This is a genomic window from Streptomyces sp. NPDC017202 (assembly GCF_044331705.1).
In the GTDB taxonomy this organism is placed as follows: domain Bacteria; phylum Actinomycetota; class Actinomycetes; order Streptomycetales; family Streptomycetaceae; genus Streptomyces.
In genome coordinates, this window is sequence record NZ_JBIRNP010000012.1 from 139376 (window position 1) to 160743 (window position 21368).

Genomic DNA, 21368 nt, shown 5'->3' on the forward strand with positions numbered 1-21368 from the left:
CCTCTTCACCAGCCCATTTGGGAGTAGAGGCGGCCTTCAGCGATTCCGGTGATGGCCGTGCGGGTGTAGGAGACCAGGCGGTCCGGGAGCTCGTGCCGCGGCCACCACTGCCAGGTCAGGCACTTGTCGGGCTCGCGAACCTCGGGGGCGCCCTCCCATCGGCGGGCCTGGAAGATGAGCTGCAGCAGGGGCTGGCTGCCCGGGGCGTCGACGACGTGGACGACGTGTGCCAGCTCCACGTTCACGGGGTCGATGACCAGCCCTGCTTCCTCCCACGCCTCGCGGACCAGGCACGCGAGGGCGGACTCTTGCTCGCACCGCCCGGCGAGGTAGTGCCAGGTGTCACCCGCGTACTTCGAGTCGGGGTGACGCAGTCCGAGAAGCACACGGCCCTGGGCGTCTTCGATGTGGAGGTGTACCCCGACGCCGTTCAGCACCACCCGGCTACCCCCGTCCCACACGGGAGGAGCCGGGGCCGGCTTGTTGTCCGGGGGGTTCTCGGCCGCGTGCCGGCGAATCAGGTCCCGGGTGGCGGGGCTCAGGCGCAGCCGGTCCAGCTCGTCCACTACGAACCAGCGCAGCAGCACACCCTCGTGCAGCGCGAGTCGGTCGGGGTGGCCACGCCACTGGCCGACGAAGACTTGGATCGGGACGCTGAGGCCGTCGATGCTGGTTGCGGCCTCCACGGCGTAGGGCCGTACGTTTTCGAGGCGGAGGCCGGGTACCTCCTCGGACAGTTCGCGCAGGAGGGTGCCCTCAAGGTTCTGGTCGTCGCGTGTGCGGCCGCCGCCGAGAAGGGCGAACGCCCCCGACTCCCAGATGACGCCGGGCTTGTGGTCGCGCAGATGAAGCAGGTAGCGGCCCTGTCCGTCGTGGATCAGCGCGGAGGCGTTGACGGGCTCCGGCCTCCCGTCCAGACCGTGGGCGCGGGCCTCCAGGAGCTTGCCGCGCAAGGTCGAGGAGTGGACGTCGGCGAACTCGAGCCAGCGGGCGCTGGAGACCTCCTCCTCCTGCAGGGTGAGCCGGGGGCGCTGCTCGGGCACAAGGCAGAAGACGAAGCGGAAGTCGAAGTGCTGGTGGGCGCCCTCGCCCTTGGCCGGGTTGGCGTCGATGTCGTGTACGTCGATGTCGATCGGGGCGCCGAGGAACTGCGGGGTGAGACAGAGGTCCCCCGGCCGCAGGCCGGTTTCCTCACAGACTTCCCGCAGGGCCGCCGCCAACAGCGTTTGGTCCTTCTCGATGTGGCCTCCCGGGGTGAGGAGCAGCCCCGTGCCCCGGTGACCGATGTGGAGCACGCGCTGTTCACGGTCGATGACGGCCGCGCTGCACGTGACGTGGCCGGGGAGCGTCGCACGGTCGGCTGGGTGGTCGTCGGCCTCTAGGAGGGACAGCAGTCCGGCGAGGGAGTCCTGTTCGTGCGGATGCCGGGCCAGGTACGCCTCGGCGGTCGTGCGGATGTGGGAGCGGCTGAGCGGCACGTCATCACCTCGGGACGGCAGAGGAGGAGCAGGGGTGTCCGCAGCGGCGGCCGGGGTTGCGGCGGGGCGCGCGGAGGTGGCGCCAGGGCGGCTCACGCGGGGGTCTCGTGCTTGTCGCCGTCCGGTTCGGACGTGATCTGATAAGACAGCAGCTTGCGGAACAGGCCCGGCTGTTGGGATAGCTGGGCATAGGTGCCTTCCTGGACGATCTTGCCTTCGTCGAGGACGACGATGCGGTCGGCGATGGCGACGTTGGTGATGCGGTGGGTCACCAGCAGCACCGTCCGGTCCCGGGCGAGGGTCCGCAGCCGCTGGAAGATCCGGTACTCGGCGCGGGGGTCGAGGTTGGCCGTCGGCTCGTCGAGGACCAGCAGACCGGCCGGGCGGAAGAACGCCCTGGCCAGGGCGATGCGCTGCCACTGGCCGCCACTGAGTTCTTCCCCGTTCAGCCATTCGCGGGCCAGGAGGGTGTCCAGGCCAGCGCCGAGCTTGTCGACGACCTCGTCGGCGTCGGCCGCCTCGCACGCCTCGCGGACCGCTGCGTCGCCGCGCGCGGTGGGCTGGCCCTGGGTGACGTTCTCGCGCACGGTCAGCGGCCAGTGCGCGTAGTCCTGCGGCACGAGGGCGACCTGCCGCCACAGGGCCTGCGGGTCGGCATCGGCGGTGGGGACGCCGTCCCACAGCACTTGCCCGTCTGTTGGGAGGTAGAGGCCACTGACCAGCTTCGACAGCGTCGACTTCCCTGAGCCGTTGAAGCCGACCAGCGCGGTGACCTCGCCGCGCCGCAAAGTGAGGGAGACGCCGGACAGGGCGTCGCGGTCCTTACCGGCGTAGCGGTGGGTGATCGCCTTGACCTCGATCGTCTCCGGCGGTGCGGGGTGGTGCGGGCCGCGGCGCATGCGGAAGCCGCCGGCCTTGTCGAGGAACCCGGTCCAGTCGTCCATGTACAGCCCGGTACGCACCGCGCGGGCGCCGACCGCCACCAGGCCGCGGACCGACATACCGGCGGTCTGCAGGGCGAAGACGGCCGTGCCGGCATGCCCGACGGTGATCCGGCCGGTCGCGAGCAGCCACACGACCGCCGCCCACACCACCGCCGACCCCAGGCCGCCGCACACCGCGCCGACCAGCGACATGCGGGCGCCCTGGTCAGCCGCGGCCCGGTCCTCGCGGTTGATCCGGGCAACGGTGCTGCGGTAACGGCCGGAGAGGAAGGGAGCCATGGTGCCGGCGCGGATCTGGTCGGCGGCGTCCTTGGTGTAGATGTGCCAGCGCAGGACCGACAGCATCCGGTTGTCGCCGTTGCTGCGGAGATTGGCCAGATAGCGGGCACGGGCGGCGCTGACCTGGGCCACGGCCTGCGGGAGGCTGGCGGCGACGAGGAGGGGGAGGAGGACCCAGTGCACGCCGGCCAGGACGATCGCTCCGGCGAGGAAGGCGGCGGCCGAGGCGATCAGGTCCTGGCCCTCGTTGATCAGGTCGCCGGTGACCTGGGCGCCCCGGTCGGCGGCCTCGCGGTCGCGGTTGAAGTCGGGATCGTCGTAGGCGCACAGCTCGACCTCGGCGCAACCGGTGAGCAGCATCTGCTCGGCCTCGCGGGACATCAGCGGGCCCAGCCGGGAAGAAAGCCAGTTGACGGTGATGCCCAAGAGCGCGCGTACGCCGGCGGCTCCGGCGAGCAAAGCGACGGAGGGCCATGCCTGAAGGAGGCGGTGGTAGACGTCGCCGTCGCGCAGCAGGGCGGTCAGGGTGCCGGCGATGGCGACCAAGCCCAGGGCCTGCATCACGCCCGTGATCAGCTGGCACAGCAGGAGGCCGACGGTCGCGCGCCGGTCGACCCGCCAGGCCAGGGCCAGCGAGCGACGGACCAGTTGCGGCAGGCGCCGAGCCATGTCGCGCATCCGGATGGAGCGACCGGCTGCCTCGCGGCTGCCGGTCAGGTCGACGTACCGCATCTGCGCCTCGGGCGCGGTGGCCGCCGCCGAGGGGGCGGAAGCGGAAGCGGAGGAGGGGGCGGGCGACGGCGCGGTGGTGGTGCGCGGGCCCGGAACGCTGTCGGCTGATGCATCGGTGGGCTCACTCACGCCGCCCACCCCGTATCCGAGCGTTCTGAGGTGCGCGTGCCGTCAACGCTGAGAGAGGGAAGGCCGGGCCGCCGTTCGATTCCGGGAGGCTGCTGCAGGGGGGTGGGGGTGGGGTGCATGGCGTCCTCCGTCTGGGCGTCGGTGTGGCACTGATGCTCTAAAAACGCGGTGGATCTGGTCCCGTCACGGCCTGTTCAGAGGGCATTTGGTGAACGTGAGTTCTAAAGCCGGGGTTGGGCCGTGCGGGCTCCGGGGTGTCGTCGTTCAAACTCGTTCGATCAGGTCAGACCACCCCTTCGGGGGGTTGCGGACAGCACGAACCAGGGCCGCGGCGTACGACGGCGGCCTGGGGCGGTGATCGGAGGTGGAAGGGCGGGAGCGGGTCAGGTGTCGAGGACGGTGAAGGCGACCGCGGGGAAGCGGCGGCCGTTGACCTGGAGGGCAACGGAGTAGGAGCCGGGGGAGACCTTCCAGCGTGCGGTCGAGCGCAGTGGGTGCGCCTTGGCGAGTCGTAGCTCCTGACCCGGCTTGGCGGTGGCGCGACGCACGAAGGCCACCTTCTCCCGTGGCCGGCCGCTCGGTCCCGTAGTCGCGATCACGATCATCACGTGGACGGGAGTGGTCGCAGTGGCGGTGAGCGCGGCGGAGAAGTCCAGGGTGTCGCCGTCGCGGAGTTCGGTGCTTTGCAGGATGAGCGGCGTGAGGGAGATCGGTGCGTCGTGGGGGTAGCCGAGGAGGGCGTAGGCGGGCGGCCAACCCTCCTTCAGCCGGTTCATCAGGGCGTTGCGGGCGAGGAAGGCGAACTGCTCGCCGTTGACCCGGCCCGAAGCCTTCCACCGGTGGAGCGTGGCCAGCGCGAGGTCGGGCTGGGCGGCGGCGATGTCTCCGAGGTGGTTGGCCACGGAGGTGCGGACGTAGAGGTGCGGGTCGTCGTAGAGGGTCTCGAGGACGGGTAGGCCCGCGTCGGCGGGGAGCCCGATCCGTGGGGCCCAAGGGAGCAAGGGCCGGGTGGCCTCGCTCGCCAGCCGCCGTACCCGGAAGTCCTCATCGCGGCTCCACGCGTCGACGGCCTTCATCGTCTCGTCGGGGAAGTCGGCGAGAAAGTGCCGTACCGGGAGCTCAGCGGAGAAGTACCCCGTCATGCGGGCCAGCGCGGCAAGTGACCGTTCAAGATGCTCGGCGGTGCGCAGGTACCGGGAGACGTAGTCGGAGTGCGGGCTGTAGAGGTGCAGCCCGAAGTCGTTGGTCACCCTGGCGGCCGAGGGCGTCGGGGGCAGGGAGCGCAGCAGGATGTCGAGCGCGTCGGGGCCGCCGGCCGGGAGGTGGTCGTGCAGGCCCTGGCTGGTCCGGGCGATCCGGGCGCTCAACTCCAGCCGGGGAAGGTCCGCCATCACCGATGCCACGAAGCCCTCAGTGTCGAACTCAGGCCACACACCGTGGACTTCGCGGCCGATACGGGCGATGCGCTCGGCGTTGAGAGCGGTCTCTTTCAGGGGAACCTTCGCGGTCATGGACAAACCCTAGGGCTGGCTGCGGGGGCATCCCTCGTGTTCTCGCCGCAGGTCATCCGGCGGTGTGAACGCGGGGGTTCTCGGCTATCGGACGGCGGCGCGGTACAGCAGCCGGCGGTGCCGGGAGCTGTCGCAGGGAGAGGCGGTGTGGAGGGTGGCGAGGTTGTCCCACACGACCAGGTCGCCCTGGCTCCAGCGGTGGCTGTAGACGTAGGGCGCGCTGGTCGCGTGCTCCAGCAACTCCTCCAGCAGAGTCCGGGCCTCCTGCTCGGCGAGTGTGGTGATGCCGCTGATCACCATGGAACCGAGCAGCAGGGAGCGCGCCCCCGTGACGGGATGGGGCAGGACGAGCGGATGTACGACCTCCGGACTCGCGGCCAGGCTTCCGGTTACGATCGACGACTGCCCGCCGCTGGCCTGGCTCTGGAGCGCGCCGAGTTGCGCGAGCGAGTGCCGCGCACGCATCGGGCCGATCCGCTGCCGCACCGCATCGGGGAGGTCGGAGTAGGCGCGGGTCGAGTCGGCGAAGCGGGTCTCGCCGCCGCGCTGGGGGGTGATGACCGAGTAGAGCATCGTCGCTGAGGTGAGCTGAGGCTTGAAGCTGTTGTCGGCGTGCCATTCCTCCTCATGATCCCCGTCGTAGACGCCGATGTGTCTGCCGTCCTCGACGATGTTGCTGATGACGGTCAGGCCCGGGAAGCCGCCGACGGCGTACCGGCGATCGGCGCTGGTGTCGACCGTTCCGAAGCAGGAGGCGACGGTCAGCAGGTCGGCGTGGGTCAGGTGCTGGCGGGGCACGATCAGCAGCCGGTGCTGATGCAGGGCCGCGGCCAGATGGGGCGCGAGGTGCTCGGCGTCGGTCGCGAGGTTGGTGTCGACGACGGCGCCGAAGCCGCTCTCGTCGAGCGGGCGCAGCGACAGGTCCATCGTCACTCCTTCCGGACGGTAGTCGGGGCGGTCAGAACCGGGGCGAGGGCTGGAAGACGCTGATGTCCTTGACGCCGGAGGCGGCCATGCACAGTCGCTCGATGCCGATGCCGAGTCCGACGCTGCCGGCGGGGACGCGTCCCGTGTCGATCGCCTCCCTGGCCAGGGCCTGCTCGTCGTCGTACAGGTCCACCGCGCGGGCCCGGTCGACGAAGGCGGCTCCGTCGGGCTCGTCCTCGTAGCCGTGGACGACCTCGATGCCGTCGACCAGGACCTCGAAGCGGTTGAGGACGGCCGTCGTGCCGGGCGTCAGGCGGGCGCACGGCTCGTCTCCGCCGACCGGGTACTCGGTCAGGAACAGCGCGGCGCCGGCGCTCTGGACCTCGACCTCGCGCTCCACGTATTGCCCGAGCACCGTCTTGAACGGCACGTCCGGGCTCATGCCCAGGTGTGCGGCCATCCGCGCGGGCAGATCACCGAGGGGCTCGCGGTGCAGGTCGATGCCGAACTGGTCACGGATGTGGCCGACGACGGAGACGCGCTGCGGGGCATAGGGCAGGTGTGGGCGGATCAGCCTCTCGGTGAGCGCCAGGAGGAAGTCGAAGTCCTCGCCGGCGGCGTAGAGGTCGAGCATCTGGAACTCGGGCGCGTGCAGCTCGTCGGGCTTCTCGGGCCGGAAGCATGCGCCGATCTCGAAGACGCGCGGGTGATGCTCCAGGTTCACGCGCAGGGCCGGGCCGATCATCGCCCGCAGGAACCGCCCGCCGTCGTGGTCCACGGGCAGACGGCGCCCTGGACCGAGGTCGGCTCGGCGCATGGTCGGGGTAGTCACCTCGACGAAAGCCTCGGCGCGAAGGGTGTCCCGGAGGGTGAACAGCAGGTCGGACTTCATGACGACGGGGTTGAGCACGGAGGCTCCTCAAGGCCGTTGTTTCCGGGCAGAGTTCGCGGGAAGCCGGGCCCCACGGTGATCTGGGACTCGGGCCCTCGGCGAGGCCACAACGTAGCCGCGCCCCGGCGAACAGCAGAAGCCCTCCCACCCCTCCGGCCGCGGCCAACGGGCCCGAAACGGGGCCCATCCAGGAACCAACTTCGGCATAAGAGCAGCTCAGAAGCGGTGTGCGCGCAACAGTGACGCAACGGTTCCGTGCAACCGGCGCAACGGCCAGAGCTGTTGCGGCCCTCCTCGGCCGAGTTCTAGCGTGACTGGCCAAGCGCCCGGCGTGACCGCCACGCAACGCTCCTCCACAGGTGGAGGGGGCGTGCTGAGGCGAGGCCCTCTTCACCGGCGTGCGCCCACGCCACGGCGTGCCGAGCCGACGGTTCAGCACCTCACCGGACCCGCGGCCCGGCAGTTCCACAGCCCGATCACCCGGACTCGCGGATCACCCGCGACCGAGCAGGGAGAACTCGATGACCGCTACGGCTGGAATGACCCCGGACACCGACCTGAAGGCCGGCATGCGCCCCGACGCGGCGGACCTGAAGCTCGGGATGCGCCCCGACGCCGAGCTGAAGGCCGGCATGCGTCCGGACGCCTCCACCCTGAAGGTCGGCATGCGCCCCGACGCCACCGTGCTGAAGGTCGGCATGCGCCCCGACGCCGCCGACCTGAAGGCCGGCATGCGCCCGGACAGCGCCCTCGTCGCCGCCTGACCGGCGGCTGATCCACCCCTTCGTCGTACTCCGGCGCGCCCGCCCAACGGCAGGCCGCCCGTGCGGTCCGCCCTGCGGGGGCGCGCCGGAGTACGGCCCCGCTCTCATCCGCACCGCGTCGACTGGAGAACCTGATGGGCAGCCCCGCCGCCGGCAGGACCCGCAACGGCACCGGAGCCTCCGGCCCGGTGCGCAAGGCCCTCGGCCAGCAGCTCATCGCCGACCTGGAGAAGCTCTGCGGGCGGCCGCCCATCGGCCTGTGGGACGTCGCCTGGGACCTCATGGCCATCGCCGCCGCGGCGATCGCCGGCCACCTCGTCGGTCACGTCGCCGGCCCCCTGCTCGCGGTCTGCTACATCGGGGTGCGCCAGCGCCACCTGTCCAACCTCGGCCACGAGTGCGTGCACTCCAAGCTCATGGCCACCCGCCGCGCCAACCGGATCGTCGGCTACCTTCTGACCGGCCTGCTCGGCGAAGGGTTCGAGCCCTACCGCAGCAGCCACTACGTCCACCACGCCAAACTCGGCTCCGACGACGACCCGATGTTCCAGTCCTACCGCGCCGGCAACATCCGCGCCGCGGGCCGGGCACCGAGCCGCCGTGCCTTCGTCCTGCGGGTCATCGTGCGCAACGCCCTGTGGCGGCTGCCGAAAACCGCGGTGCTGACCCTGCTCACCCGCGCGCCGGGGGAAACCTGGCGGGCCCTCGCCGCCCGGGCCGTGCTGTGGGCGGGCGTCGTCGCCGCGCTGTGGCCCGTGGGCGGCGCGCCCTACCTGCTGCTCTACTGGCTGCTCCCCCTCGTCCTGATACGGCCCGTCGTCACCTGGATCACCGATCTCGGCAACCACGCCGGGCTGATCGAGAACGGCGACATCCTCCTGCAGACCCGCGGCTGGACCTCCCACTGGCTCACCCGGCACCTGCTCGGCGGTCACCTCGACGACATGTTCCACCCCATCCACCACTGGTGCCCGCAGATCCCCTGGCGGCGCCTGCCCGAGGCCCGCGCCCTGGCCGCCGAGCACCTGCCGCGCTTCGGCGAAGTGCCGTGGTGCTCCGGCTACTTCTTCCGGCGCCGCGCCACCCCCGACCAACCGTGCGTGATCGAGGACATCATCACCCGGCTCGCCGCCCCCGCCGCCTGCACCCCGGCCCGGCACGCCTCGGCCGCCTGACCTGATCCCCGCCCGACCTCCGAACCCCGTACGGCACCACCCCGCCCCGGCCGCGCATCTCGCGCGCCGGAGGCGAGGGCGCGCCGTCGCCCGCCGCCGAGGAGGCGGCCCACCATGCCCCAACCCGCGCCCGCCTCGCCGGCCTTGAACAGCTTCGACGAGTTCACCCGGCTCGACGAGGTCGTCCTCGGCCGCGCCGAGCACTACGACGCCCACCACACCGACACCTCGTGGCGGCTGTTCTTCTACGACAACGTCGCCCCCGTCCTCGGCCGGCACACCAGCCCGACGGGGGAGGAGCTCCTGCCGATCCCCGCGCAGCTGGTCGACGAGCTCAACGAGGACATCGCCGGCCTGGCCGACGCCCTGACCGGATGCGGGGTGAAGGTCCTGCGGCCCGCCGCCCCGGGCAAGGACGTCGACATCCGCTCCCCGCACTGGGATGCCCGGGCCACCCCGCCGCTCAACGTCCGCGACCAGACCATCATCCTCGGCAACACCATCGTGGAGACCGCGCCTCATGTCCGGGCCCGGATCTTCGAGAACGACCTGCTCAAGCCCGCGTTCTACCGCTACTACCGGGACGGGGCGAACTGGGTGAGCATGCCGCGCCCGGCCCTGGCCCGCGGCTCCCTGGACACTTCCTACTTCACCAGCCAGGACCTGGACGTCAGCCGCGCCATGGACGGCGAGAGTGCCGGCGCGATCGAGGGCCTGGGCCTGGAGATGGTCTTCGACGGCGCGCAGTGCATGCGCCTGGGCCGCGATGTCCTGGTCAACGTCGCCAACCACAACCACGAGCTCGCCTTGCGCTGGCTACGGGACAACCTCCCCGGCCTGCGGTTCCACCGCCTGAACGCCATGGCCGACAACCACATCGACAGCGTCCTGGTCCCGCTGCGCCCCGGCCTGATGCTGCTGCGCTCCCCGGACTACCTGAAGTACCTGCCCAGGGCCATGCAGTCCTGGGACGTGATCTACGCCCCCGACACCGACGACAGCAACTTCCCCGACTACAGCGACCTCGGCTTCGTCATCCCCGTCGGCAGCCGGTACATGGACATCAACCTGCTGTCCATCGACGAGAACACAGTCGTCGTCAACTCCCTCTACCCGGAGCTGATCGAGGTCCTGGAGCGCCGCGGATTCACCGTCGTCCCCGTCCGCCACCGCCACCGGCGCCTGTTCGGCGGCGGCTTCCACTGCTTCACCCTCGACACCGTCCGCCGTGGCGGACTCGAGGACTACCTCAGCTGACCCCCGCACCCCCTCCACCGCGCCCCCGAACACGGCAGTACGCCCCGACGTCAGGAGACCCTTGATGGAGATCGTCTACCCCTGGCCGCCCGACCACGCCTTCTGGACCGGCACCTTCCCCGACCAGACCACCGGGCGGACCACGCCCTTCCTGTTCAAGGGCATCATCCCCGCCACCGCGGCCGGGCCGGACGACGTCCTGGCCGGATTCGAGGCCATCCGCCGGGCCCACACCGCCGACATCGGCATCAAGGCGCACGCCCGCGTCTACGTCGGCGAGGACCGCCGCGACGACCTCCTGCCCCAGGCCCTGACCGCCCCGGCCTGGGACGGCGGCGTAGACGCCTTCGTGCCGTGGATGCAGGACCTCGCCGGCGCCGAACGTTTCTCCCTGGTCATCAACAACCTGGAGACCGTCAGCCCCGCCCTCGCCGCCGGCCTCGGGACCTTTCTGAAGTCCCTCATCGACGGGTGGGGCCTGCCGCTGGGCGGCGCCGAACAGGTCGCCTTCGCCGGGAACTACGCGGGCACCGCCTTCGGGATCCACGAGGGCTACGAGGACGCCTTCCTCGTCCACCTCGGCCCGAACGCCAAGAACTTCTACTGCTGGCCCGCCGAGCAGTACGAGAAGCTCACCGGCGGCAAGGAGCCCACCTACGGCGACTACCGGGTGCTGCTGGAGGAGGCCGAGCACTTCCTGCTGGAGCCGGGCGACGCCCTCTTCCTGCCCCGCCGCGTCTTCCACGTCGGCACCCAGGACACCTTCTCCGTCTCGGTGGCCATGCCGCTGTACACCTACCCGTACGCACAGCTCCTGCAGAGCCGCATCATCCCGGACGTCCTCGCCGACCTGGCCGGCGACGGGCCCGACGACCCGCTCAACGAACCCTCCGCGATGGCGGACACCACCGCTGGGCCGGGCGCCGTCGCCGACCGTCTGGCCGGTGTCGGCCGCGAACTCCTCACCGTCGCCGCCGACCGCGTCCGCGGCGCAGCCCGCGAGCACACCGAGCAGCGATGGGCCACGCTGCTGAGCAACGGCGGCTGGGAGCTCGTCGAGGGCGACCTCTCCCGCCAGGAAGCCGCGGACGCCTTCGACCCCGAGCAGGTCATCCCGGGCGCCGGCATCCGCCTGATCGCCCCCTATCAGGTGACCATCCTCCTCGACGGCGGCTCCCAGGAGGTCCTGCTGCGCGGCCACCAGCCGGGGGTCGCCCTCGGTAGCGCGGGCCTGGATCGGGACACCGTCACCGCCCTCAACCGCGGCGACACCCTCGTCCTGCCCGACAGCGCCGAGCTCCTGACGGCCGTTCGCGCCCTGGGCGCCACGGGCGGCCTGCACCTGACCCCCCGCCCCTCCGACACCAAGGACGTCGACGCATGACCCCCGACAACAGCCTCGTCCACGCCTACCTGAGGACCCACCCCGAGACCCAGAGCGCCGTCAACGGCACACTGCTGAGCAACTTCACCTCCGGCACCGCCCTGGTCACCAAGCACCTGGCCCCCCTGGTCGAGTGGGTGTATGCGCGGATCGCTGAGAAGGTCGGCGCCGCCGACCTCAACGAGCGCCAGGCCCGCATGTACATCGAGGAACTCTCGGTGTTCGCCCGCTACAACGCGCAGTTCCTCAAGACGGCTGCCACCGCCGTTGAGGGCTACTGCCCCGAGCTCGCCCACGAGCTGCGCCGCAACCACCTGGAGGAGGGCGGCGAGCGCGGCAAGGTGCCCGCGCACTACGTCCTGTACACCAATGCGCTCCTCTCCGACCTCGGCCTGCTCGTCAACGGCCATGTGCCCGCACCGGAGACGGAGACGCTGGTCAACCTCCACCAGTGGATGGTCGGCTCGCACATGCCCAGCCACATCGCCGGCGCCTACTACGCCACCGAGGCCGTGGCGATCGCCGAGACCGAGATCCTCCGCGACATCACCAACCGCTACGGCGAGCTGACCGGCGCCGGCAGCGGCGGCGAACTCAAGGCCCTGAAGTACTACTACGACCTCCACCTCGACGACGGGCACGAGGCCGCCCAGGTCGGCGGCATGAGCGTCGAGGCCGCCCACATCGAGGGCCTCGCCAGGTTCATCAAGGAGAGTGAACTCTTCCGCATCGACCTGCCCCAGGCCCTCGACGGATGGCTGACGATCATGGAGGGAATGACACACTGGTGGGCTCAACTGGCCCACCGCGCATCGGAGATGAACTGATGAACGCCACCCCCGGCATCGTCGCCGCCGCCCAGGGGCGCACCGGCGGATGCCTGTGCGCAAAGATCCGCTTCACCGTCACGGGCGAGGCCGTCTACCCGCACACCTGCAGCTGCAAGCACTGCAAGAAGCTGGGCGGCGGCCCGATGATGTGGTGGGCCGGCTTCGCCCCGGAGAACGTCACCTGGACGAACGGCGTCGAGCCGACCTGGTACACCACGTTCGAGGGCGAGGCCCAGCGCGGCTTTTGCCCGGACTGTGGCAGCCGCCTCGCGGCGATCGACAGCGACGTTCCCGAGCTCGGCATCGTCGTCACGGCCCTGGACGACACCAGCGGCGCCGATCTCGTCCCCGTCAACCAGTCCTTCCGCGACGACGCCGTGGCATGGCTGGACCAGGTCCCCGACACCACCGAGAAGAGCCCCGTCGGCTGACACCCGCGCCTCCGGAGGCCGGCAGCCCTGATTCTGCCGGCCCCCGGACTCCGCACCCTCCTGGGACCGTCTGCGCCGCGTCCGGCTCACCTCCGATCCGTCCCGCACCCCGCCCAGGAGACCCCTCGTGCTCACCCCGCACGCAACCAGCGAGTACGGCGCCCTGCGCCACGTCGCCATGCGCTACGCGAGCGACCTCACCCCCGATCTCGACGGCCCCGACATCCACCCCGTTCTGACCCGCCAGAAGACCACCAGTTCCTGGCAGGCGTACGACCCGGCCACCGTCCGCACCCAGCAAGACACCCTCATTGGCCTGCTCCGCGGACGCAGCATCGAGGTGACCCTTCTCGATGCCGCTCCGGGCTCCCCGGTCCAGCACTACCCCCGCGACATCGCCTTCGTCATCGACCACGTCCTGGTCATGGCCCGCCTGAACGCCACGCACCGCCGCCCCGAGGCTGACGCGCTCGCCCCGCTGCTGGCCGGCGCCCCGCACGTCGCCCACCTGGACGAGGGCACCATCGAAGGTGGCGACGTCGCCCTGCATACCGGAACCGTCCTGGTCGGCCTGGGCGAAGAGACCTCACCCACCGGCGTGGAGGCTCTGCGGCGGGCGCTGGCCCACCACGGTGTCGACCGCGAGGTCCGCCCGGTCCACTTCGCCACCCACGGCATCGTCCACCTGGACGACCATTTCGCCATCGTCGCGCCCGGCACCGCCCTCATCCACCGCGACGTCTTCCCGCCCGCCGAACTGTGCTGGTTCGAGCAGCACTTCGACCTCATCGACGTCACCGGCGCAGAGGCGCGTGCCGTCCAGACCAACGTCCTGACGATCGCCCCGGACACCGTGATCGTCGCTGCCGGCAGCGACCGCATCAGGGAGCAGCTCACCGCCCGCGGACTCGAGGTCCTCACCGTCGATTACCGCGAGGTCACCCGGATCCCCGGCTCCCTGCGCTGCACCACCCTGCCGCTGACCCGCGCCTGATCCACCCCCATACCCGCCCCGCACCCGGCCGCCGGCCCACACAGTGCGGTCCTTCGCCGTCGCCCGACTCCTGGAGCTGTCGTGCCCGACCCGCTGCTACCCGTGCTCCTCGCCGTCCCGGTCGTGCTCCTCGCCTGCCAGGCCGGCGGGCGAGCCGTCAGGCTGCTCGGCCAGCCGCCGGTCATTGGCGAAATCCTGGCCGGGATCCTGCTCGGCCCTTCGCTCCTCGGCTGGCTCGCCCCCACCGCCCAGCAGCACCTCCTGCCCCCCTCGGTCCTGCCGGTCACCTCCGCGTTGGGCACCCTCGGCCTGATGGCATTCCTGTTCCTGATCGGACTGGAACTCGACCTGCGCAGCCTGCGCACCACCCGTGGTGCCGTCGCCGCAGTCAGCCTCACCGGTCTTCTGCTCCCCATGGCCCTCGGCGCCGCCCTGGCCGCCGCCCTCTACTCGACCTTCGCCCCCGACGGCGTCGACCGGCTGCCGTTCACCCTGTTCGTCGCCGTCGCCCTGAGCATCACCGCCTTCCCGGTCCTCGCCCGGATCCTCGCCGACCGCGGCCTGGAGACCACACCCCTGGGCGCCTTCGCCCTGGCCTGCGCCGCCACCGACGACGCCCTCGCCTGGTGCCTGCTCACCGCCGCCGTCGCCCTGACCACCTCAGGCACCGCCCTGTCGGCCCTCACCACCCTCGCCCTCACCGCCGCCTTCGCCGCCGCCCTCGCCCTCACACGCCCCCTGCTGCGCACCCTGCTCAAGCGCGCCGGCCGCACCGGCGACGAGCTCGTCCTGGCCCTGCTGTTCGCCGGGCTGTGCCTCAGCGCCTACACCACCGACCAGATCGGCGTGCACCCCGCCTTCGGCGCGTTCCTGTTCGGCACCGCCGCCCCCCGCGGCCTCCCCGCCGTCGAGCGCGGCGCCGCGCGCATCCGCGCCGTCGTCCTGCCGCTCCTCCTGCCGCTGTTCTTCGTCGGCGCCGGCCTGCACACCGACTTCTCCCACCTGCCCGCAGGACAGTGGGGCTGGGGCGCGGCCATTCTCGTCGTCGCCGTCGTCGGCAAGTGGGGCGGCGCGGCCGGCGCGGCCCGGCTCACCGGCTCCGACTGGCGCTGGTCAACCGCCGTCGGCACGCTCATGAACTGCCGTGGCCTGACCGAACTCGTCGTCCTCGGTATCGGCCTGCAGACCGGCGTCATCACTGAGGCCCTGTTCACCCTCCTGGTGATCATGACCGTCATCACCACCGCGGCAACCGCCCCCATCCTCCGATGCGTGGCCGGCGACGACCCGAGAATGACCCCGCCGACGCCCCACGACAACCCTGACCGCGCCCCGGCCCGGGAGACGACCCGATGACCCGCCCGAACTCGGTCCTGGACGCGGTCCTCACCCGCCGCAGCGCTCCCCGTCTGACCGAGCCCGCCCCCGGCTCCGCCGACCTGGAGTGCCTCGTCCAGGCCGCGGCCACCGCCCCCGACCACGGGCGGCTGCGCCCCTGGCGGCTGGTCGCGGTGAGCGGCGACGAGCGGGCCCGGCTCGGCGATGCGCTCGCCGAGGCCGCCGACGCCCCGGAGCAGGCCCGCCGCGTCGCCGCCAAGCCCTTGCGCGCGCCCCTGCTCCTGGCGATCGTGCACCGGCCCGTGCCGGACCACCCGAAGGTCCCCGAGTGGGAGCAGCTGGCCGCCACCGCCGGCATGGTCACCACGCTGTCGCTGCTCCTGCACAGTCACGGCTTCGCGTCGATCTGGCGCACCGGACCCACCGTCCAGGTACCCCAGGTCCGCAAGTACCTCGGCGTCGAGGACGACGAACAGCTCCTGGGCTGGCTGTACGTCGGCACCCGGGAGGGCGAGGACGCCGCCGACCGGCGGCCTCTCGACATCCCCGCCAGGATCACCTGGCACACGACCGGCATCTGAGCCCACCACCCGGCACGCGACGCGCCCGGCAGCGAGCCGGGCGCGTCGCTGTACCCCGCTGCGATAGGCGGACCATGCGCGACATCCAGCACATCGAGACCCCCGGACACACCCTGAGCGTCCGCGTCGATCCCGGGAGCGAGTGGGAGGGCCGCCCCGCCCTGTGGCCGAGCGTGGGAGAGTACCCGATCTACGACCCGTTCCTCTACACGACCATGACCACCGACGACGAGCGCAACCGTCGCTTCCGCGCGGCCCTGGCCCGCCTGGCGCGGGACCGGCGGATCCTGGACATCGGGACGGGACAGGACCTGCTCTGGGCACGCGAAGGCGTGCAGGCCGGAGCTCGGCATGCCGTAGCCATCGAGGTCATCGAGGACGCCTTCCACAAGGCTGCCGCCAACCTGTCGACCCTCGCCTTCCCGGACCGGATCACGCTGCTGCTCGGCGAGTCGACCAGTCTCCGTTTCGCCCCCCGCGCCGATGTCTGCGTCGCCGAAATCATCGGTTCGCTCGCCGGCGCCGAAGGCGCGGCCGCCGTCCTGGCTGACGCCCGCATCCGTCTCATGGAACCTGGCGGCATTGCCGTACCCCACCGCGCGGTCACCCTGGCCGCCGCGGTCCGCCTGTCCGACCTGCTCCCCGACCAGCCCGTCGCGTTCGCCGAGGCCGCGCTTCCGTACCTGCGCAGCATCTTCGACTGGCACGGCGGCCTCTTCGACGTGCGGCTCCGGGTCGAGAACCCGCCCGTCGACGCGCTGCTCTCCGAGGGCGCTCCCGCCGAGGTGCTCGACTTCAACGGTGACCTTCAGACACAGCAGAGCACGACCACGCGCTTGGTCATCACGCGGCCGGGCCTCGTAGACGGCGTGCTCACCTGGCTCAACCTCTGGTGCCTGCCGGACGAAGAGCCGCTCGACGCGCTGCGCATGCAGACGAACTGGGCCACCATCTACCTGCCACTCTTCGACCGCCCCTGGCCGGTCGAGCCAGGAAACGTCCTGGAGCTCACCTTCGCGGCCAACCTAAGCGACGACCGGGTGCACCCGGACTATCAGCTCCGGGCCGTCCTACACACAGCCGACGGGCAACAGCACCGCGGCTCTCTCGTCTCCCCGCACCACGGCGGTGCCTTCCGGTCCCACGCGATCTACTGGCATCTCTTTCCCACGGGCTGACCGGTACCGGGCCGGGCGCCCCAGGCCCATCGCGGACTCCTCCGCAGGCTGCCTGGGACGCGACGGCGGTTGGGATGGTCAGAAGTCCCGTAGCGACTCGCCCGCGTTCAGGTGGTCCAGGCGCTCGGAGAGCCGTCGGCTCATCAGGTGCTGTGACGCCTGGGAGGCACGCTTCGCGGCCGCCGTGTGCTCCGCCGAGGCACCGCGCAGTCGCGCCAGCTCGGCTTCAGTGATCAGTAGTTCCACTGTGTCGCGCGTGCGGTTCGAAGGAAGGGCCGACGCCTCCTTCAGCGCCTGAGCGCCCTGTTCGGCCAGGCCAGCGACGGCGAACGCCCACGCCGCCTGTCCTTCCAGCTCACGCAGGTCGAACCACTCCAACCAGGTCGGACCGGAGTTCCTCTGCGCGCGGACGAAGAACTCGCGGGCCCGCCTCACCGCCGCCACGACCTGATCCGCCTGGCCATTCAGGGCCCATGCCCGGGCTTCGGTCACGCAGGCGTAGGCCCTGACCAGAGGAGGCGAGCCTTTGGCCGCCAGCACAGCACTGCGCGCGTGCGCGAGCACGTCGGCCTGCCCTCCCTGCGTTGCCGCCAGCCGGGCCTGGTGAATGTGGACCCGGGTGATGCGGGCGCGGTCGCCGATCGCCTGGGCCAGCCGCATCGCCTGAAGGTCATAGCGCTGGGCGAGACCGGGAAGCTGGTCGTCGTAGGCCATCGACGCCATCGCGAGGACGGCATCCACCACGCTGCCGTACAGCCGACGCCCGGTCCGCGCGGAGAAGCCCCCGTTCAGCATCGGCGTGGCGTGCGTGTCCATCATCGACGCGAACACGGAGCGGAACTTGCCTCCACCGTGCTGAGAGTCGAGCTTGCCGTACAGCTGCGTCTGCTCGTCGAGAAGGTCGATGTCCGCCGCGCTCACCTTGTGCTGCCCGAGCCCACCGAGCACAGAGTCGGCCGGCATGACGAGCGCCTCCCTCGAGGCGGGACCGAACACGCTCGGAGAGAACGCGCTCTTGACGACGCTCCGCCGCCGCATCGCGTCCAAGGCCCACAACTTCGAGAGCATCCGTACGGCGTGCGGCACATCCAGGTACTCCAGCGACTGCGCAGCGACCAAGCCGGTGTCCGACGGCCAGCCCAAGCTCTCCGGCGTCACCACCCGGTTAAGCGCCTTAGACAGCACATGACACGCGGCGGCCGCGAGGTCGTCGCTGGGGGTCGCCCCCTTGCACCACCGCGAGACGGTACTCGTGACCACCGTGTACGGCAGGTGGGTAGCCTCGCAGCGCGCGGCGATCCGGCGGGCGAAGCCGCTGATGGACCACTCCAAGGTCTCCAGGTGTTTGAATAAGACCTCGTTGCGCTCAGCCTTCGCTGGTCTCGGTCTCGTCATCGTGCCGTCCATCGAGGCGAAGTTGGCAACGAGGACGACACCCTCCCAAGCAGAAGCGCGGTTGTGGACGTGGGCTCCCGCAATGAGGTGGCCGGGGTAAATGGGAGACCTCTGGGGTTCGCCTTGGCCGCCAAGACGAACGGGATGATCAGAACGCCCATCAGGATCACAGTGAGGCTGCCGCCGAGGTCGCGAAGCGCCGACCCGAGCGGGCCCTCGTGCCAGGATCGTCCGATATGGGACAAGATGTCATCTCCTTGGTGGGATGGCGGCTGGCAGGACTGATGGGAGTGCGTTCGAGGCTGGCCGTCACGGCCTGCCGGACCTCGGTCGCGCAATCAGGCGGGGCTTCGGTCAAGGAGTTCGCAGACGAGCACTGCGAGACGGGCGGTGCACCACAGCGGGCTCGACGCGACGCCGGTCGTGTCGAGAACGAGAGCAGCCGCGGAAGGTCTGGGTGTGCTCGGCGTTACGGCCCTGGCGCACACGGACGGCGTCAAGCTGGTTGCTGACGCGTTTGACCGAGTGCGCGGCGGACTGGGTCGCGCCGGCGATCAGTTTGCGGGCGAGGTCGCAGCGCTGGGGTCCGGCGGTGGTCATGCGCTGCCCCGATCGTCCGGGGCCGTCTCCGGCGCGTGGACGCGGCAGGCGATAAGGGTGCTCAGCCCGGCCCTTTGCTCGGCGGCGAGTTCGAGGCGGGCGACTCGCTCACCCTCTCGTCCTGTCCCGGAACCCCGGATGACCCAGCCCCTGTCGGTGAGCCGACGCAGTAGGGCGGCGATGGGGTCGGCATCCAGGGGGTGGCGAGCCAGGGCCTCGGCGCGGACGGCGGGCAGGCCCTGCCGGGCGGCGAAGTCTGAGGCCCACAGGGTGATCAACCGCATGATGTCGTCGGGTTGGTCGGGCAGGGTGTGGACACAGCCGAGGAAGAGGCAAGGGCCTTCGCCCCAGCCGAGGCCGGGGTCGCGCTGGGGGATCAGGCAGGCCAGCAGCTTCCCGTCCTCGAACAGCCCGGCCGGCTTCGTCTGCGGGTTTCGGAAGTGGGCCGGGACGTCGGCTTGAGCGGGCACCGGGAGACCGCGCATGGCGAGCTGGCGCTGGCGGTCCTGGACAAGGGCGGCGGCCTCCTCGCGCTCGGCGTCCGTGCGTAACGTGCGCATCTCGTACACGGCGGCCAAGGGCGGCGTGGTGAAGGGTGCCGCAGTTGGCCGGCCCTGGTGGGTCGTGGAGGCCGGGTGCCGGTTCACTGGCCCGCTCCCACGCGCGTCGGCTCGGCCGTCAGCAGGTTCCATCCGTGCGCCAGGATGACCAGCTGGGTGGTGTCCTTGGCGCTCGTGTCGACGAGTAGCTGGTCGAGCGCGGCGCGCAGGTCGGCGGGGGCGAGCTTGGCGACGAGGGCGACGTCGCGGGGGTCGCTGTGCTCGGCGACGGCTCGCAGCAGCAGCAGGTCCTCGGGACTGAACTGCGGCGCCGGCCGGTCGGGCGCGGGAACGGCCACCTGCTGGGTGGCGAACAGGCGGTGCACCATCACCGGGGGCTTGCAGCGCGGCGGGCAGTGAAGGCTCTCGCGGATGTCGCGCATGTACTGGCGGACGGTTTCGGCCGACAGCCCGGTCTGTGCGCCGATCTCCTTCGGCGCAAGGCCGCCTGCCAGGTGCTGGGCGACGCGCAGCAGGGTCGGCGTCAGCGGAGTGATGGGTGCGCTAGTCGTTTTGGACGGGGTCACGATGTCTCTTTCTCGGCTGGGGTGGACGGTCACCGGGGGAGGTGCCGCCGGTCCCCGCGGGGGACGGGGGCCGGCGGCACGGACCCGTGCGCGGCGGTGCGGATTCACGGGGTGCCGCGCACGGGGGTCTAGGCGGCGGTCGGGCCAGGGCGGGCCCAAGCGGCCTCGGCTGCCAGGCGTTCGGACCACTGAATGTGGTCCTCGTCGAAGGCGGCGTCCGCCAGGCGTATTCGCTGTACTTCGCCGGTGCCGGCCGGTGGGTAGGTGTGCTGGATGTCGCGCCAGAAGCGCTGGAGGACGTACTCGCCGTCGAGGGCGTGCGCGCCGTGCAGTTCCATGGCGTCCTGGGCGGACTGCGCGGCCCACTGGTGGCCGAGGTACTTGGAGTTGATCAGGTCGGCGTCGCAGGGCAGGCCCTGGTCGAGAAGGTGCACCGCCTGGTAGGCGAGTATCCGGCCGGCACGAAGGCGGGCCTCCATGGCGCCGATGCGGTCCCGAAGAACGGGCAGGTCGGACAGGGCGCCCCGGTAGCGGGGGCGGGCCTTGAGCCGCGTGGTGGTGGTGTTCACGACGGCCTCGTGGATGCCGAGGCTGACGGCGGCCAGGTTGGAACGGCCGTACAGGATGCTGCTGCTCTGGGCCACGGCCAGGCCCTGGCCGACTTCGCCCACCACGGCGTCCTCGGGAACGCGAACGTGGTCGAGGTCGAGGCGGCCGGCGGAGAAGCCGTGCAGGCCGAGAGCGGCCTGGTGGCCGGGGATAAACAGGCCGGGGCGGTCGGCTTCGACCATGAACGCGGTCAGCGCCTGGGAGGTGCTCACGCCGGGCCCTGCGGTGCGGGCGACGACGAGGTGGGCGCCGGCGAGGTGGCTGTTGCCGATGTGGATCTTGCTGCCTGTGATCACCCACTCGTGGCCGGCGCGTTCGGCGGTGGTCGCCATGCCGCCGATGTGTCCGCCAGCGAGCGGTTCCGTCACGGCGATCGACAGCAGCAGGGAACCGTCCGCGACCCGGGGCAGCCAGCGGCCCTTCTGCTCGTAGGTGGCGAAGTGGAGAAGGGCGCCGACGGGGATCAGGGTCGCCTGCAGTATGGCCGCGGCAGCCGCCGAGACCCGCGCGATGCGGTGGATCAGGATGGTCCTGGCCACGTGGCCGGCGTCCAGCCCGCCGAAGGCGGCCGGGACGGTGACGGCGAACCAGCCCCGCGCGGCCATCAGGTCGGCGGCCTTGCGCTCCACTTTGCCCGGGGCGGCCTCCATCCGTGCAGCGCGCGGCGCGATGTGTTCGGTCGCGAAGGCGTCCGCATCCTGCCACAGCAGGTCGTGGCGGGCGGTGAGGTAGGGACGCAGCGAAGGTGGCGGTGCGGTGGGTGCGGCGGACATGGTCTCCCTCTCCCTGGGTGAAGGTCGCAACGCGGAGCGGG

19 protein-coding genes are annotated in these 21368 nt (G+C 71.3%); 10 read left to right on the top strand and 9 right to left on the bottom strand.

Annotated features, from left to right (window positions below; all coding sequences use genetic code 11):
* Positions 1–5 precede the first annotated feature (5 nt).
* The 5 genes from ACH4N1_RS23430 to ACH4N1_RS23450 all read right to left on the bottom strand — a co-directional run bounded on the left by ACH4N1_RS23430 (position 6) and on the right by ACH4N1_RS23450 (position 6910).
* Positions 6–1478: an NUDIX hydrolase gene (locus tag ACH4N1_RS23430; RefSeq protein ID WP_398099766.1), complete on the bottom strand. Its 1473-nt coding sequence runs from the start codon at positions 1476–1478 to the stop codon at positions 6–8.
* 92 nt (positions 1479–1570) lie between these two features.
* Entirely contained in the window at positions 1571–3433 is a 1863-nt protein-coding gene (locus ACH4N1_RS23435; RefSeq protein WP_398099849.1) for an ABC transporter ATP-binding protein, read from the bottom strand.
* 512 nt (positions 3434–3945) lie between these two features.
* The gene (locus ACH4N1_RS23440; RefSeq protein WP_398099768.1) at positions 3946–5073 is read right to left on the bottom strand and encodes a hypothetical protein; all 1128 of its coding nucleotides are present in this window, start codon (positions 5071–5073) and stop codon (positions 3946–3948) included.
* 84 nt (positions 5074–5157) lie between these two features.
* Positions 5158–6000: a TauD/TfdA dioxygenase family protein gene (locus ACH4N1_RS23445; protein WP_398099770.1), complete on the bottom strand. Its 843-nt coding sequence runs from the start codon at positions 5998–6000 to the stop codon at positions 5158–5160.
* Between the two features lie 31 nt (positions 6001–6031).
* A complete protein-coding gene (locus tag ACH4N1_RS23450) occupies positions 6032–6910 on the bottom strand; it encodes an amino acid--tRNA ligase-related protein (protein WP_398099772.1) in 879 nt (292 codons plus the stop codon).
* Positions 6911–7413: 503 nt separating this feature from the next.
* Here ACH4N1_RS23450 and ACH4N1_RS23455 point away from each other — a divergent pair.
* From ACH4N1_RS23455 to ACH4N1_RS23500, 10 genes are all read left to right on the top strand, one after another.
* Complete coding sequence (locus ACH4N1_RS23455) at positions 7414–7656, top strand: hypothetical protein (RefSeq protein WP_398099774.1); 243 nt, start codon at positions 7414–7416, stop codon at positions 7654–7656.
* Positions 7657–7790: 134 nt separating this feature from the next.
* Positions 7791–8831: a fatty acid desaturase family protein gene (locus ACH4N1_RS23460; protein ID WP_392245039.1), complete on the top strand. Its 1041-nt coding sequence runs from the start codon at positions 7791–7793 to the stop codon at positions 8829–8831.
* A gap of 114 nt (positions 8832–8945) precedes the next feature.
* On the top strand, positions 8946–10088 hold the full coding sequence (locus ACH4N1_RS23465) for an inosamine-phosphate amidinotransferase 1 (protein WP_398099776.1): 1143 nt from the start codon (positions 8946–8948) through the stop codon (positions 10086–10088).
* 64 nt (positions 10089–10152) lie between these two features.
* Complete coding sequence (locus ACH4N1_RS23470) at positions 10153–11472, top strand: JmjC domain-containing protein (protein ID WP_398099778.1); 1320 nt, start codon at positions 10153–10155, stop codon at positions 11470–11472.
* The gene (locus ACH4N1_RS23475) at positions 11469–12299 is read left to right on the top strand and encodes a DUF3865 domain-containing protein (RefSeq protein WP_398099780.1); all 831 of its coding nucleotides are present in this window, start codon (positions 11469–11471) and stop codon (positions 12297–12299) included. Before ACH4N1_RS23470 ends, ACH4N1_RS23475 begins: the two co-directional genes overlap by 4 nt.
* Entirely contained in the window at positions 12299–12733 is a 435-nt protein-coding gene (locus ACH4N1_RS23480; RefSeq protein ID WP_398099782.1) for a GFA family protein, read from the top strand. Before ACH4N1_RS23475 ends, ACH4N1_RS23480 begins: the two co-directional genes overlap by 1 nt.
* Before the next feature lie 127 nt (positions 12734–12860).
* Complete coding sequence (locus ACH4N1_RS23485; protein WP_398099784.1) at positions 12861–13727, top strand: dimethylarginine dimethylaminohydrolase family protein; 867 nt, start codon at positions 12861–12863, stop codon at positions 13725–13727.
* 81 nt (positions 13728–13808) lie between these two features.
* Entirely contained in the window at positions 13809–15083 is a 1275-nt protein-coding gene (locus ACH4N1_RS23490; protein WP_398099786.1) for a cation:proton antiporter, read from the top strand.
* Complete coding sequence (locus ACH4N1_RS23495; RefSeq protein WP_398099788.1) at positions 15080–15646, top strand: nitroreductase; 567 nt, start codon at positions 15080–15082, stop codon at positions 15644–15646. The genes ACH4N1_RS23490 and ACH4N1_RS23495 overlap by 4 nt, the downstream gene beginning before the upstream one ends.
* 74 nt (positions 15647–15720) lie before the next feature.
* Positions 15721–16824 carry a class I SAM-dependent methyltransferase gene (locus ACH4N1_RS23500; RefSeq protein ID WP_398099790.1) on the top strand — a complete coding sequence of 368 codons (1104 nt, stop codon included), beginning with the start codon at positions 15721–15723 and terminating at the stop codon, positions 16822–16824.
* Between the two features lie 78 nt (positions 16825–16902).
* Here ACH4N1_RS23500 and ACH4N1_RS23505 read toward each other — a convergent pair whose 3' ends face one another.
* The 4 genes from ACH4N1_RS23505 to ACH4N1_RS23520 form a co-directional block, all read right to left on the bottom strand.
* A complete protein-coding gene (locus ACH4N1_RS23505) occupies positions 16903–18231 on the bottom strand; it encodes a transcriptional regulator (protein ID WP_398099792.1) in 1329 nt (442 codons plus the stop codon).
* A gap of 584 nt (positions 18232–18815) precedes the next feature.
* Entirely contained in the window at positions 18816–19388 is a 573-nt protein-coding gene (locus ACH4N1_RS23510; RefSeq protein WP_398099850.1) for a hypothetical protein, read from the bottom strand.
* A 74-nt stretch (positions 19389–19462) separates the two neighbouring features.
* On the bottom strand, positions 19463–19945 hold the full coding sequence (locus ACH4N1_RS23515) for a LuxR C-terminal-related transcriptional regulator (RefSeq protein ID WP_398099794.1): 483 nt from the start codon (positions 19943–19945) through the stop codon (positions 19463–19465).
* Between the two features lie 128 nt (positions 19946–20073).
* On the bottom strand, positions 20074–21327 hold the full coding sequence (locus tag ACH4N1_RS23520) for an acyl-CoA dehydrogenase family protein (protein WP_398099796.1): 1254 nt from the start codon (positions 21325–21327) through the stop codon (positions 20074–20076).
* Between the last annotated feature and the right edge of the window lie 41 nt (positions 21328–21368).